The sequence below is a fragment of the Devosia sp. MC521 genome (genome assembly GCF_014127105.1).
GTDB lineage: Bacteria > Pseudomonadota > Alphaproteobacteria > Rhizobiales > Devosiaceae > Devosia.
In genome coordinates, this window is sequence record NZ_CP059902.1 from 2,327,919 (window position 1) to 2,341,731 (window position 13,813).

General features: G+C 55.3%; 12 protein-coding genes. 3 read left to right on the forward strand and 9 right to left on the reverse strand.

Annotated elements, in window-relative coordinates:
• Positions 1-160 precede the first annotated feature (160 nt).
• Positions 161-1,234, reverse strand: a complete 1,074-nt coding sequence (recA, locus tag H4N61_RS11200) for a recombinase RecA (RefSeq protein WP_169195257.1) — start codon at positions 1,232-1,234, stop codon at positions 161-163.
• Between the two features lie 280 nt (positions 1,235-1,514).
• Between recA and araD1 the strand changes: the two genes are divergently transcribed.
• On the forward strand, positions 1,515-2,510 hold the full coding sequence (araD1, locus tag H4N61_RS11205) for an AraD1 family protein (RefSeq protein ID WP_182394037.1): 996 nt from the start codon (positions 1,515-1,517) through the stop codon (positions 2,508-2,510).
• 66 nt (positions 2,511-2,576) lie between these two features.
• Here araD1 and H4N61_RS11210 read toward each other — a convergent pair whose 3' ends face one another.
• From H4N61_RS11210 to flgB, 7 genes are all read right to left on the reverse strand, one after another.
• Complete coding sequence (locus H4N61_RS11210) at positions 2,577-5,144, reverse strand: cell cycle histidine kinase CckA (RefSeq protein WP_169195255.1); 2,568 nt, start codon at positions 5,142-5,144, stop codon at positions 2,577-2,579.
• A gap of 99 nt (positions 5,145-5,243) precedes the next feature.
• Positions 5,244-6,326, reverse strand: coding sequence for a flagellar biosynthesis protein FlhB (flhB, locus tag H4N61_RS11215; RefSeq protein ID WP_182394038.1), 1,083 nt, complete (start codon positions 6,324-6,326; stop codon positions 5,244-5,246).
• 3 nt (positions 6,327-6,329) lie between these two features.
• The gene (gene fliR / locus H4N61_RS11220; RefSeq protein ID WP_248306509.1) at positions 6,330-7,097 is read right to left on the reverse strand and encodes a flagellar biosynthetic protein FliR; all 768 of its coding nucleotides are present in this window, start codon (positions 7,095-7,097) and stop codon (positions 6,330-6,332) included.
• A 1-nt stretch (position 7,098) separates the two neighbouring features.
• Positions 7,099-7,365 carry a flagellar biosynthesis protein FliQ gene (fliQ, locus tag H4N61_RS11225; protein ID WP_169195253.1) on the reverse strand — a complete coding sequence of 89 codons (267 nt, stop codon included), beginning with the start codon at positions 7,363-7,365 and terminating at the stop codon, positions 7,099-7,101.
• Between the two features lie 89 nt (positions 7,366-7,454).
• Positions 7,455-7,784, reverse strand: coding sequence for a flagellar hook-basal body complex protein FliE (locus H4N61_RS11230; RefSeq protein ID WP_169195252.1), 330 nt, complete (start codon positions 7,782-7,784; stop codon positions 7,455-7,457).
• A gap of 26 nt (positions 7,785-7,810) precedes the next feature.
• Positions 7,811-8,221, reverse strand: coding sequence for a flagellar basal body rod protein FlgC (gene flgC, locus H4N61_RS11235; protein ID WP_169195251.1), 411 nt, complete (start codon positions 8,219-8,221; stop codon positions 7,811-7,813).
• Between the two features lie 8 nt (positions 8,222-8,229).
• Entirely contained in the window at positions 8,230-8,634 is a 405-nt protein-coding gene (flgB, locus tag H4N61_RS11240; protein ID WP_169195250.1) for a flagellar basal body rod protein FlgB, read from the reverse strand.
• Between the two features lie 188 nt (positions 8,635-8,822).
• Between flgB and H4N61_RS11245 the strand changes: the two genes are divergently transcribed.
• Positions 8,823-9,491: a flagellar biosynthetic protein FliO gene (locus H4N61_RS11245; RefSeq protein WP_182394039.1), complete on the forward strand. Its 669-nt coding sequence runs from the start codon at positions 8,823-8,825 to the stop codon at positions 9,489-9,491.
• Positions 9,460-10,245 carry a flagellar type III secretion system pore protein FliP gene (gene fliP, locus H4N61_RS11250; protein ID WP_248305967.1) on the forward strand — a complete coding sequence of 262 codons (786 nt, stop codon included), beginning with the start codon at positions 9,460-9,462 and terminating at the stop codon, positions 10,243-10,245. The genes H4N61_RS11245 and fliP overlap by 32 nt, the downstream gene beginning before the upstream one ends.
• A 246-nt stretch (positions 10,246-10,491) precedes the next feature.
• On the opposite strand, the gene H4N61_RS11255 is transcribed toward fliP, so the two are convergent.
• Positions 10,492-13,761, reverse strand: coding sequence for a hypothetical protein (locus tag H4N61_RS11255; protein ID WP_182394040.1), 3,270 nt, complete (start codon positions 13,759-13,761; stop codon positions 10,492-10,494).
• Positions 13,762-13,813 lie beyond the last annotated feature (52 nt).

Here is a 13,813-nt window from a genome sequence, read left to right on the forward strand (position 1 = left end):
TTGTGTGTCCAGCGTTGGACGGGGAAAAACCGGCGAGTTTTCAGCAAGTGGCGCATTTGCCCCAAGTGCTGTGACGGCTTTGTCAATTATTTGAGCTAAAGCGTCCCCCCGGAAAACAAAAACCCCCGCCGAAGCGGGGGTAGTGCAATCAATTTCAATCTTAGTCTTCGCTACCTGCGTCGTCTTCGCCGGCCGCCACCAAGAGCACTTCACCGAGGAGGCCGGAGCTTTCGCGCACACCCTGTTCGATGGTGTTGGCGACTTCTGGATTATCCTTGAGGAACTGTCGGGCATTTTCACGCCCCTGCCCCAGACGCTGACTTTCCCAAGAGAACCAAGCGCCCGCCTTATCGACGATACCAGACTTCACACCCAGATCGAGCAATTCACCAGTTTTGGAAATGCCTTCGCCATACATGATGTCGAATTCGACCTGACGGAACGGCGGAGCAAGCTTGTTCTTGACCACCTTGACGCGGGTCTGGTTACCAACGATCTCTTCGCGATCTTTGAGAGCACCGATACGACGGATGTCCAAGCGAACCGACGCATAGAACTTCAGCGCGTTACCACCAGTGGTGGTTTCTGGCGAACCATACATCACACCGATCTTCATACGGATCTGGTTGATGAAGATAACCAGACACTTCGACTTCGAAATCGACGAGGTCAGCTTACGCATGGCCTGGCTCATCAGACGCGCCTGCTGGCCCGGCAGGCTATCGCCCATTTCGCCCTCAAGTTCAGCGCGAGGGGTGAGAGCCGCAACCGAGTCGATGACGAGCACGTCGATCGCGCCCGAGCGCACCAAGGTGTCCGTGATTTCAAGCGCCTGCTCGCCAGTATCCGGCTGCGAAATCAACAGGTCGTCGATATTCACGCCAAGCTTACGAGCGTAGACCGGATCAAGTGCGTGCTCGGCGTCCACAAACGCGCAGATGCCGCCCTTACGCTGGGCCTCCGCGATAACATGCAGCGCCAATGTAGTCTTACCGGAGCTTTCCGGACCAAAAATCTCGACAATACGGCCCTTTGGCAGACCACCAATGCCCAGCGCGATGTCGAGACCCAGCGAACCGGTTGAAATAGCTTCAACTTCAATCGCCTGGTTTTCACCCAAGCGCATGATTGAGCCTTTACCGAAATTACGTTCGATTTGGCTCAGCGCGGCCGCAAGAGCCTTGTCCTTGTCCATAGATCCACCTTCAACAACGCGAAGCGACGAAGCTGCCATAATGCTGTCTCCTTATTTCACGCTCTCGAAGTCACTGCAACGAGAGGATCTAGCCAATGTGCGATATCTGTATCGCATTTGTTCTCATTTTGTACCCGTTCAGTCAAGGCCGAAAATGAGAACAAAGCCAGACTTTTGAGAGACAGCCAGTTCAGGGCCCAATTGCCGCGATTCTGCTGCGCCTGTCGCGTCACTTTAAAAAGTATGATTTATGGCTAGACAGCTGCCAAAAGCTTGGGTTTTATGCCCCCGCTCAGGGGAAGCTCAGCCGAGGACTGATATGCATCTCATACAATATTTGGACGACAACAACACGCGTGCTGTGGGCGTAACGCTCGAAGGCGTCACCAAACGCCTCAACGAGATCACGAGCGTCTACGCCTTGGCGCAGAAGGCTTTTTCCACCGCAGGCGGCATCCCTGCAGTGGTGAAATCTGTGGGTCTTGGTGAGACCGTCGACAAGGCACAGCTCTACGCCGCAGGACGCTTGCTTTCGCCCATTGACCACCCCGATGCCGCCCATTTGCACGTTACCGGAACGGGCCTAACCCACCTTGGTTCGGCAGCAACCCGCGACGCTATGCACAAGGCAAATGGTTCAAAGCCTGTCGAAGAGCTGACCGACAGCATGAAAATGTTCCGTATGGGACTTGAGAACGGCAAACCGAAAGACGGTGAGCGTGGCGTCCAGCCAGAGTGGTTCTACAAGGGCAATGGCAATATCGTTGCGAGGCCCGGCCAGCCAATCCCGTCCCCAAGCTTTACCCTCGACGCTGGTGAAGAGCCGGAGATGGCCGGCATTTACGTGATCGATGCGGATGGCAATCCGCGCCGCATCGGCTTTGCTGTGGCCAATGAGTTTTCTGACCATGTCACCGAGCGCATCAACTATTTGTACCTCGCACATTCGAAACTGCGCTGGTGTTCATTTGGCCCTGAAATCCGTGTCGGTGATTTACCGAAGCACGTGGAGGGCACCTCGCGCATCCTGCGTAATGGCGAAGTTCTCTGGCAAAAACCGTTCCTCTCCGGCGAGGACAACATGAGCCACACCATAGCCAATCTCGAATACCACCACTTCAAATACGATCTGTTCTGCCAGCCAGGAGATGTGCATGTGCATATGTTCGGGACAGCAACACTGAGCTTTGCTGATGGGATTTCGACTCAACCCGGCGACGTCTTCGAAATCGAAGAGACCCAGTTCGGTCTACCGCTCCGCAATGGCGTTGCGATCGATGCCGACAAGGACGTGAAAGTTTTGGGGCTCTACTGATCCCCTCACCCGCGCAGTAAAAAGCCCGCTTCTCATGAAGCGGGCTTTTTTGTTCAGACTACATGATCAATTCGGCTTGTCCTGGCGCTGCAGCACTTCCTTGACCTTGGAATTGATGTCGTCGAGCGAATAAGGCTTTGGCAGGAAGTCGACACTCTGATCGTCCTCAATGTCGCGTCGTACGCTTTCCTCAGCATAGCCAGATACGAAGATGATCTTGAGATTCTTGATCTTACCACGGATCGATTTGAGCATGGTCGGACCGTCCATTTCCGGCATCACCACATCAGAGATGATCAGATCGACCTCATAATTGTGATCTTCGAGCACCCAGATCGCCTCTTCCCCGCTATCGGCTTCGAGCACTTCATAGCCGGTCGCCCGCAGCGCGCGAGCGGAGAAGGCACGGACGCTTTCCTCGTCTTCCACGAGCAGAATACGCTCGTGACCGGTTAGGTCCTTGGCTGGCACGGCGGCCGCAATAGCTGCCTTCTGCACTTCTTCAATCGTCGGTACATGACGCGGCAAGAAGATCTTGAAAGTCGTGCCCACGCCGACGGTCGAAACCGGATAGATAAAGCCTTCGGTCTGTTTGACGATGCCATAAACGGTCGACAGACCAAGCCCGGTGCCTTTGCCTAGTTCCTTGGTGGTGAAGAAAGGATCGAAAATCTTCTGCAGGATTTCCGGGCTCATACCGGTACCGGTATCTTCCACCTCGATGAGCACGTAATCGGCTGCCGGCATGCCTTCGTGGCGCATGGAAACAACGTCGATCTCGCCCACATTGCTGGTGCGAATTGTGATCGAGCCGCCATTTGGCATAGCGTCACGGGCGTTAACAACGAGATTGATAATAACCTGCTCTAGCTGCACCACGTCAGCGCGAACCGGCCAAATATCACGGCCATGATCGACGGCCAGCTGGTTCTTTTCGCCAATCATGCGCTTCAACAGCACCGTCAAATCATCAACGATCAGCGGCAATTCAAGCACCTGCGGCCGTAATGTCTGGCGGCGCGAGAAAGCCAAGAGCTGCCGGGTAAGACCGGCCGCGCGATTAGCGTTCTGCTTGATCTGCATCAGCTCATTAAAGGATGGATCGCCCAACTTGTGCTTGAGCAAGAGCAGATCGGAGAAGCCAATAATAGCGGTGAGGAGATTGTTAAAATCGTGGGCAATGCCGCCTGCCAACTGACCAATCGCCTGCATCTTCTGGCTTTGCGCAAACTGCGCTTCGAGCTTGCGCTGGTCCGTCATATCAAGCGCGTAGACGTTCACCTGTTCAGGCGAACCAGCACTGAGTTCCGAAGCGGAGATATAAAGGCGAACCGCGTGATCGCCTTCCATATTGAGCGTCGCATCTACAGGCTCGACGGCCGACCGCCCCGACATAGCGTCGGCAATGGCCTTCACCAGCTTGTCGCGGCTGGAGCCATCGACTAAGTCCACGACCGGATGCAGTTCCAGACTTTGCGCCTCCCCCGACCACTGGAAGATACGGCTGAATGGTGCATTGGTGCGGACAATCCGCCCTTCCCCATCAAGGGTCGCAATCGCAAATGGCGTATCGTTGAAGAAGCGCGAGAAGCGCACTTCAGCGGCGCGTAGCGCTTCTTCATTGTCTGGAGCACTGGAGCGATCGAGCACCAACGTGCGGGTTTCCCCGAGTTCGCCATCGGCCAAGCGCGCAGCACGGTGCAACAGACGCACCGGCAATGTCGTGCCATTGCGGCGCACGAAATCAATGTCGATGATCTCCGTGCGAATTTCGCCATCGCCACGACCACGCATCAGCAGCGACGCACCGTCTCCACGGACAATGTCCGATAGCGCCAACTGGCCGACATTAAACTCGGCCAAATCATAGCCCAGCCAATCCGCCAACGTCGAGTTGAGATACTGGATGCGGCCTTGGGCATCGGCAGAGAAGAAACCGGAAGGCGAGTGATCAAGATAGTCAATGGCGCGCTGCAGATCGCGGAACGCCGTCTCGTTGTTTTCGCGATCACGCGTAATGTCTTCTACCGACCAAGTGACTAAAGGCTTGGTCGTTTCGTCACTAGCAGGGAGCGGACGCACTGCGACACGATACCAGAAAACACGATTGGCTTCAGCCTGAGAACCACCGAGGCCACCCGGAATTCGAATGTCTTCGATGGCATTTCGGCCTTCCTTGGCAGCGCGCGACAGTCGGTAAACCGCCTCGCTCGCATCGGCATAACCCGCAAAAAGGCGCGGTACGCCAACAGGGACACCATTGGTGACGCCGCCGGGGAAACTACCATAATGGTGGTTCACATATGAAATCTTGCCATCACGGTCAGCAATCAGCACGCCAAAGGGCATGCTATCGACCAGAGCATGATTGACGGTACGGCGTTCTTCGGTTGAGGCGAAGCGGAAGAGATTGGCCGCAAGCCCGAACAGGAAAAACACACCCGCTACAGCTAGCAGCCCAACGAAACTCATCACAATCTCGGGCGATATGCGTTCCCCGAAGAGAGAAAACACAACCGCCGCCGCAATCAGCGCCGCGCCGAGTAGTATAACGCGCCACAATCCCGTTCCGCCACGCGCAGCGTCGAGGACGGGTTCGGGATAGCTATGCTCGCCGAGCGGCGTCCTTGCCATAATTACGTGCTCCAACGTCCCGAATCGAGACAATTAAAAAAGGATTAGCAAATGGGGGCCGGTGTTGGGAGCCCGAAGGAGTTAATCTTCATAGTCAATCTACCGCGTCGGACGCCAACCTCCACGCCGATTTTTCAGCCCCATCACGAAACCGATGACTTCAGCAACAGCCTTGAAGTGCTCGATTGGAATGGTTTCATCAAGATCCACAGTGGCATAGAGCGCGCGAGCGAGGGGTGGGTTTTCAACCACAGGCACGTCCCTATCTTCGGCCAAGGCACGAATGCGCAGAGCAACGGCATCAACGCCCTTGGCGACGCAAATTGGCGCAGCCATCTTAGCATCGTATTTTAGCGCCACCGCAAAGTGCGTAGGGTTTGCGATAACCACGGTAGAATTAGGGACCTGCGCCATCATGCGCTTACGAGACCGTTCTTGCCGCAGCTGACGCAGGCGTCCCTTCACATGCGGATCGCCTTCCTGCTGCTTATACTCTTCGCGCGTTTCCTGAACGGACATCATCTGACGCTTCCACCACTTCTGACGCACGTAGAAGTAGTCCGCACCAGCGATAATCGTCACGACAATCAGAACTGCGCCGAGGATTTTCACGCCGAGTTCTTGAAAATCCAAGAGCATAACGAGCGGATCAGCGGTCATCATCGTGTCCAGTCGGTCGCGTTCCGGCCAACACACTGCCACCACGACGGCGCCAACAATGATGATTTTAAGGAGCCCCTTGCCGAAGTTCACCAGAGCTTCAGAAGAGAACAGGCGCTTTGCCCCTGCTAATGGAGAAATTTTGGATAGCTTGGGCGTGATGGGCTGCGCGGACCAAACCGGCTTGTGTTGTACCAAATTCGCCAGCACGCCGCAGGCAAACAGAATTATAAGCGGGATCAACATGACCCCGAGGACAGAATAAACTAAGCGACTGATGAAATCAGAAAAGCCAGCGGCACTGATGTCGATCTGATCAACGTTCATCAGGACAAGACTGAGTGACGTGTTGAGCTCGCTGGCAACCCAAGGCGAGACCGAGGCGAAGACGCCGGTGATGCCTATGAGCATAAACCAGGAGGTGACCTCCTGACTTTTCGCGACATCACCCTTTTTGTGTGCGTCATCGAGCTTTTTCTGGGAGGGGTCTTCGGTTTTGGAGTCTTTATCCTCGTCTGACATCTCTTAGCCTCGCCACATCGTCAGATGCTCTTCGAAGGCGGTGAGATACCAGCCCATCATCATCGAGAGGAGAAGGAAGAGGAGCAGGATGCCGACCAAGATATTGGCAGGCATAAGCACGAAATACACCTGCAACGCAGGCATGAGACGCGCGAGGATGCCCGAGCCAAGGTTAAAGACCAGGCCGAAAACGATGAACGGCGCTGCCATCTGTACGCCCACTGCGAAAGCACTCGCCACGGTTTGCAGGGCAAGCTGCATAAAGTCTTCAAACATCATCGGGGCAGATATGGAGAAGACGCCGTAGCTGTCATAAATCGCGGCAAGAGCAAGATGATGCAGGTCTGTCGAAAAGATGAGCGCCAAACCCAAAAAAGACAGAAAATTCGCAAACACGGCGCTTTGCGCACCAGCTTGGCCGGGGTCAGCTCCGAGCGCACCCGATAGACCCGTTTGGAACGCCACAATGGTCCCCGCCACTAGGGTTGCCATTGTCGTGATGCGAATAATCCCGCCGATGATCAGCCCAATAGCCAGTTCATGCAGCAACAGGCCGACGACAGCGCCTAAGTCAGTCGGCATAGCGGGAATGAGGGGACTAAGAAGGGGAAAAACCACAAACGTGAACGCTAGCGCAAAGCACAAGCGAAGCCGCATCGGGATAGTCTTCTCTCCGAGGGCAGGCATCAGCATCAGCAACGCACCGATGCGTGCGAACAAGACCATGAACGCAAAGGCCACATCTGGCAGCCAATTTAGGCTGACCGTCACCTCAGAACCCGACGATAATCATGTCGACGACTTTATCCATAAAGCCCGACATGGTCGCCCCCATAAAGGGCAGGATCAGCAACATGGTAAGGAACATCGCCACCACCTTCGGCACGAAGACGAGCGTTTGTTCTTGGATTTGCGTTAGCGCCTGGAAAAGCGCGATGACAACACCGACGGCAAGGCCAACAAGCATCAATGGTAGCGATACGATGAGCAAAGCCCAAATCGCTTGTTGAGCAATATCGAGTGTTTCTGCGCCAGACATGACAGGGTTCCGGTGGAATCAGGCCGTTAGGGTAGCGCAATTCGGGGTAGCCCGGCTCTGAATTTGGCCGGGCTACCCAAAACTTAGTCTTAAATCGACATCCGCATGATTTCTTCGTAGGCGGAAATCACACGATCCCGAAGGGTGACCATGCTTTCAATAGCCATTTCGGTTTCAGAAAGCGCAGTCACCATATCGATGACATTCGCCTTGCCATTGACCATATCAATGGCCAGTGCATCCGAAGTCTGACCTTTGTCGAGCACGCTCTGAACATTGCTCGCCAGCATGGACGCAAAGTCGTTGCTCGGACCGAGGTTCGCCTGCAGATCGGTCATCGGCAGCGGCTGCATAGTAACGAGACGGCTAGCGTTGGTATAAGCGCTAGTTGCGGCATTTAGTGGGGTAGTAAGTGCCATAACAAAAGCTCCAATAAAAAGGGTTATTAACCGCCAAGAATGTCGAGGGTGCGCCCGAGCATCTGACGTGTGACCGTGACAACGTTGAGATTGGCTTCGTAGCTACGCTGCGCCTGCCTCATGTCCGCGGTCTCAATAATGCTGTTCACGTTTGGATACTGAACGTAGCCACTCTCATCTGCAGCAGGGTGACTTGGCTCGTAGCGTGGAATGAAGTCGGATTGGTCCAACGCCAACCGGCCAACCTCGACGATGCGTCCGCCCACTTCAGCATCAAAGCTAGCGTGGAATGTTGGGATCCGCCGACGATAGGGGTCCTCACCCGGCGCTTTGCCAGCCGAGTCCGCATTGGCGATATTCTCTGCTATGACGCGCATGCGCGCTGTCTGAGCATGCAGTCCAGTAGCGGCGATCTTGAGTGATGAATTAAAATCCATGATCTACCTCAAACGTTCTTACCCAGCGCCACGCGCAGGATACGGACCGACTTCTGATACAGCGACGTCGCCGCTTGGTAGTCCATCATGTTGGTTGTTACTTTCATCATCTCATCCTCGAGCGTGATCCCATTGCCCTCGGGTGTGACTTCGAAGTTTGCCATTCGCTGGGCTGCGAACTGACCGCCTTCTGAAGATGCAACGATGTGCATAGGCTGGGTTGCGATCGTGGAGATCGAAGCTGAACTCATTTGCTTTGCTCTTTTAGCAAAGTCATACTGCGCAAGATCTCGACCGCGATAACCGGGTGTTTCGGCATTCGCGACGTTCTCTGCGAGCAATCCTTGTCGGCTTTGATGCCAACGCATTTTATCGGTCAGTGCTGAAAACACCGGCATGTCCATCAGTCCCATTTCCCGACTCCGCAGTTGTTAATGGGCACTTCTTGCCGATTTTAGGGTTAACAAATGGTTAATTTTGGTCGCAAAATGCTTTGCTGACAGCAATATGCGGCAATAATTACCCATCAAAAGGCCGATCTTGCCCTTAAATACAAATCGGACTATCGCCTTACGTGCCTGACAAAATGGGAGTTTCGACCTTGCAGTTTATCACCAGCCTCTTCGGAGGCAGCGGCAATACGGTGGTTACCGCCGTGCTCGCGCTTGCCATCGTCCTCGTCCTTATTCTGCTGGTAAGCTGGCTACTCAAGTTCATCAGCAATGCATCAGGCAAAGCAGTACGCGGTCGCAACAAGCGACTCGCCGTCATCGACACGTTAAATGTTGATCAGAAAAGACAATTGCTCATTGTGCGCCGTGACGATGTCGAGCATCTCATCCTCATTGGTGGCACCCAGGACATCGTCGTAGAAGCGGGTTTTTCGGCGCCTGAACACCCAGTCGCGGTCCCTTCGCGACGCGGCTTGTCACCTTCAGCCGGGCGCCGAATGACACCCCCTGCCCAACCAACAGCATCGCCGGATGTCGCACAGACCGATTCTCCGGAGCCTCTAGTGACGGCCGCGCCAGGTACTGTACTTGAGCAGTTGCAACGTGCAGGTCACCCATCGGACAAGAAGGGTCATGTGTCGCTGCGCCACACCGGTCTTTTGCGCCCTCTCCGCAAGGGAGACGAAGATTCCACGTCGCAAACCTCGGATTATTCGACCGTTAAGGCTGTCGACTCAGATAAAGAAGGCGCTGACACCGATTTGGGCGGGAATGCGTCGCTTGATAATGACACTAAAAAAGATGCAAATCGCAGCTAAACCAGCACGCAGCTGGGGATGGAAAATCTGGCTGCCAGTGATCTTCGCTGGCAGCTTTTTAGTTGCCGCGACATCCACAGGCTACGCTCAAGACGTCTCGATAGACTTCGGGGACGAAACGACCCTCACGGAACGCGCTGTGCAGCTGATCGGCATGATCACACTGCTATCGCTAGCGCCCTCGATCCTCGTCATGGTGACGAGTTTCACGCGCATCGTTGTGGTACTTTCCCTTCTCCGCACAGCCATTGGCCTACAGACTGCGCCGCCGAACTCAGTGATGATCTCGCTGGCGCTCTTCTTGACACTTTTCATCATGCAACCGACGCTGCAGCAGTCTTACGACCAGGGCATAGCGCCACTGATGGCCGGTGAAATCGAGGTCGCCGAGGCCTTCGAGAGAAGTGCAGCACCGCTCCACGAGTTCATGCGCTTCAACGTGCGCGACAAAGACCTCTCTCTATTTTACGACCTAACGTCAGCCGAAGTCCCTGAAACCGTAGAAGAAATTCCTCTGCATCTGCTCGTGCCAGCGTTTATGATTTCTGAGTTGCGGCGGGCATTTGAAATCGGCTTCCTACTCTTCCTGCCCTTCGTCATCATCGACATGGTGGTCGCTTCAGTTCTGATGAGCATGGGTATGATGATGTTGCCGCCGGTAACGATCTCACTCCCCTTCAAACTCATTTTCTTCGTACTGGTCGACGGCTGGTATCTCGTTGCCGGGTCACTTGTTCGAAGTTTTGGCACGTAGCCAAGCCGAACCTTGGAATTTGTAACGCCGCGGCTTCACTGAAAGCCGCGGCGTTTTTTATTTCCTGTGTCAAACAACCGACGGCACGGTCACAGCCTTAGCGCTGGTCGGCGCCTTATCTGCTCATATTGGAGCACATCAAAGGGAGGCACGTGCTCGCCGCCCTAAAAGCCTAACTATGCGCTCAAAATGAAAACGCCGCGGCCTGGATTGAGGCCGCGGCGTTACTGGTTCAAGGTCGCTCGTTTAGCGCGACGCCATTCCTGCATCCACCTTGGTAGCGGTAGCAGGCGTCAAGGCCCCCTCCCCGCCATAGGTCTCGTGGTAAGAGGTCAGGAATGCTGTGAGACTATCAATCGCAGCAATTTCAGCCGCAACTTTCTTGAACTCCAGCGAGCTCGCTTGGATCGGGCCAGTGACATAATCGAACATCGCCCACTCTGGAGCACCGACCATTTCATCGCTGAACTTTGTGCGCAAGCGCGATGCACCATACTTATCATTGGCCAAAACATAGCCAACACCCGCCTTCACAAGGTTCAAGCGCGCGGCCGCATCGAGCGGAGTGCCTTCGGGACGATTACCATAAATGGCTTCGATCATTTCGCCCGCTTGCGAATAACGCTTCGCTTTCCAATGCGCGTCGATGCGGAGCATGTCCACATCCTTGCCACTCAGCATGCGGACAAGATCGAGCGCCAGCACATCGCGCCCAGCCTCGATCATAGCGCGCGCTTCCAGAATGCGGCGCTGGCGCTGCAAGCTATCGGGCAGATCTGGCAAACGCGTATCGTTCAATACGCGCATGGCATCCTGCGGACGACGGTCCGCCAGATAAATCACAGCAAGGTCCGTGCCCAGCTGAGCACGCGCTGCCCCACGCAGGCGATTATCCAGCTGATACCGCAAGAGTTCGGCTGCCTGGGGAAGCAAATCCACCCGCACGAGACGACGCGCCAGATTGCGGATCATTTCGTCACCACGCGCGCCTGGCGGCGTCAGGTGCTGGAAGTCGTAGTATATGCTCAGCGCTTCGATCGGGCCGATGGAGTCGGCCACACCATTGAGATACAGATCGCTGAACGTCTCCTGCGCTTCGTCGCGTAGCGCATTAAGCGTTGGACTCTCGTTGTAATGCGAGATCGCATTGCGCACCGCCTCGAAACCAAGGCGATAATCCCCGTTGCGGAAATACAAGCTTGCAAGCAGCGCCTGCATGTCCGCCTCTAGCCTGTCGCCACGCCAAAGCATGATCTCCGACGAGAGCGTTTCCGTTGCCTTTGCAAGGTCCAGCCGCCCCTGCTTATCCAGCAGTAGCAGCGTGCGATATACAGCTTCCGCACGGCTCGGACGCACTTCTGAAGCAATGACTTGACCGTAGATATCGAGCGCTTCGTCAGGGCGGTTCTTAAGCTCGGCCATGCGCGCTGTGGCGATGAGATAATTAGACGCCATCTGTTCAGGCAGCAGCGCAAAGTTCAAATCATCTAGCACAGATTCTGCGAGCACAGGGTCTTCTGCCTCTACCGCAGCGCGTGCCGTCGCCAATTGAAACTCGCGGCGAGCCCACTCGGGATAATTCTGCTGCACGGCTTGAGCATCAAGTGCATCGGAACGCGCGCCACGGAAATCACCCGCATTCGCTCGCGCGATCGTGCGCCAGAACTTGGCGTCGATATCTTGGTCGAGCGACGGAGAATTTAGAACGTTGAGCGCGTCGAGCGAGCGTTCAGCTAGGATGTTCGCCACGGCAGCCGTCGTGCGCATTTCGCGGGTCAACGCCTCGTCGACCTGCTCCTCTTCAAGCAGACGGATGACCCCTAAAGCCTCCTCCGCGAACTGGTTGGCGATGTAATACTGCGCAAGGTTAAGACGCGCCGCGTCGCGCTCCGCGCCCTGTGTCAATGCCGCAGCCATTTCCAGTCGATCGCGCTGCTCGGTGAACACGAAGGGATCTTTATGTTCGAGGGTACCGAAATCGATAAACCCACTGCGGTCCATGACTTCGCTGGACGTTCCGATATTTCGGAGCGTATCAAGCGCCGAAACGGTCAGTCCAGTCGCTTCGGAGACAACCGCATAACTATCCTCAAGCGCAACCGTCACTGTAGATGACTTCGGCTTGACGACCAGACCATGAACACTGCGCAGTGCTGTGAAATCAACATAGTCCAGTGTGCGCGTTAAACCGCGTGCTGGTGGATAGGCCGTAACGACGGATAGCGTATCGCCCACAATCGGGTCTTGAAACTGGTGGATACGCCCCGGGCGCGCGATATCAGCCACCATCTCGAACGATCCAATATCGTCGCGACGACGGCTGAGTGCCATTGGCTCAGTCGGGCTCAGCATCATGTCACCAAGCGACAATACCCATGCCATGCCTTCCGAGCCGATAGTCGCGAGGCGCTCCTGAGAAAGATCCAATCGGACGATTTGCGTGTCACCAGATGTCAACACAGCATAGTCGTCGGTAATAGCCTCGAGGTCAGATGAGTAGGCCGGCGTACCGATGCCCGAGACGGTATCAAAAATGAGCCACACACTGTCGCCGCGACGGAATACCGCCGCCGGAATATCTCTCTCAAACGGAAAGACGACGCGTACCGTGTTGCCCAGAACGTTGACATAAGGCGTGATCGTCTCGGCCGGAGTTGCCTGCAAAGCCGAGATAGTAGGCTCTGGCGGCCGTGACGCCTGTGCCTCTGCCTGCGCAGTTTTTGCCGCCTCATCGGCGAGCGCGGTCGCCGTTAACGCAGGCAGATCAATGCCACCTGTATCGATATCTAAGACATACTGGCTGGACGAAATGGCATAGAACCGAGGCTCAACGCCTTCGGCGAAACGGAGTGACGCGACCGAACCGTCAAGCGAATAGCCCGTAGCAATCGAGGCCAGCTGCTCGGGGAGTTGGTCGATAATTTGAGAAACATCGATCTCAACTGGCCATTCAAAATTGATAGCGCCCAGCTCGCCCTTCTGAACGAAGTTAGCGTCAGTGGGTACGGACCAGTCGAACTGAATACGTGTAAAGGTAGCAGCAGTACCAATGCGCACTTTAGCGGTTGGATTTAGCTCTGCAGCCATGCGGGCCTTACGGTCTTGTTCGGCCTTTACCGCAGCCTGGCGGGCGCGCTCGGCCAACTCGTCCACAATCTCTTGCGGGAGTGGTGGCGGCATCCCCTGCCAACTGGAGGGCATGAGATCGACGAAAAGCTTCTCGCCTGCCTCTATATGATTGAAGTTGTAGGTGTTTTTTAGCCCAACCCGCAGACCGCGTCGGTCGGGATCGACCCGCGCCACAGAAAGGTAGTTTGGCATAGTCGTGCCGACATCGGGCAGCACTAAATCGACCTGTTCTTCAAACTGAATCGAGAGCACGCCATTATCGATTTTCATCGAGTATGCAGGCAATGCATCCAAGTTTGGAAAGCTGAGTATGAGGCGGGCAAAGCCATCTTCTTCAGTGGCGAATAACTGCCCCTTTTCTTGGGCCCATGCGGAAGAAGCTACCATTTGGCAGCTTAAGGCCACAGTAGCTAAAAGGAGGTACTTCGTCCCCTTGGGA

Bases quoted from the DNA above. Each gene is read 5' to 3' on its own strand.
- H4N61_RS11230 (WP_169195252.1), bottom strand. From the start codon at position 7,784: ATGGCACTTACTACCCCACTAAATGCCGCAACTAGCGCTTATACCAAC.
- araD1 (WP_182394037.1), top strand. From the start codon at position 1,515: ATGCATCTCATACAATATTTGGACGACAACAACACGCGTGCTGTGGGC.
- H4N61_RS11255 (WP_182394040.1), bottom strand. From the start codon at position 13,761: ATGGTAGCTTCTTCCGCATGGGCCCAAGAAAAGGGGCAGTTATTCGCC.
- fliP (WP_248305967.1), top strand. From the start codon at position 9,460: ATGACACTAAAAAAGATGCAAATCGCAGCTAAACCAGCACGCAGCTGG.
- flhB (WP_182394038.1), bottom strand. From the start codon at position 6,326: ATGTCAGACGAGGATAAAGACTCCAAAACCGAAGACCCCTCCCAGAAA.
- fliQ (WP_169195253.1), bottom strand. From the start codon at position 7,365: ATGTCTGGCGCAGAAACACTCGATATTGCTCAACAAGCGATTTGGGCT.
- flgB (WP_169195250.1), bottom strand. From the start codon at position 8,634: ATGGGACTGATGGACATGCCGGTGTTTTCAGCACTGACCGATAAAATG.
- H4N61_RS11210 (WP_169195255.1), bottom strand. From the start codon at position 5,144: ATGGCAAGGACGCCGCTCGGCGAGCATAGCTATCCCGAACCCGTCCTC.
- recA (WP_169195257.1), bottom strand. From the start codon at position 1,234: ATGGCAGCTTCGTCGCTTCGCGTTGTTGAAGGTGGATCTATGGACAAG.
- flgC (WP_169195251.1), bottom strand. From the start codon at position 8,221: ATGGATTTTAATTCATCACTCAAGATCGCCGCTACTGGACTGCATGCT.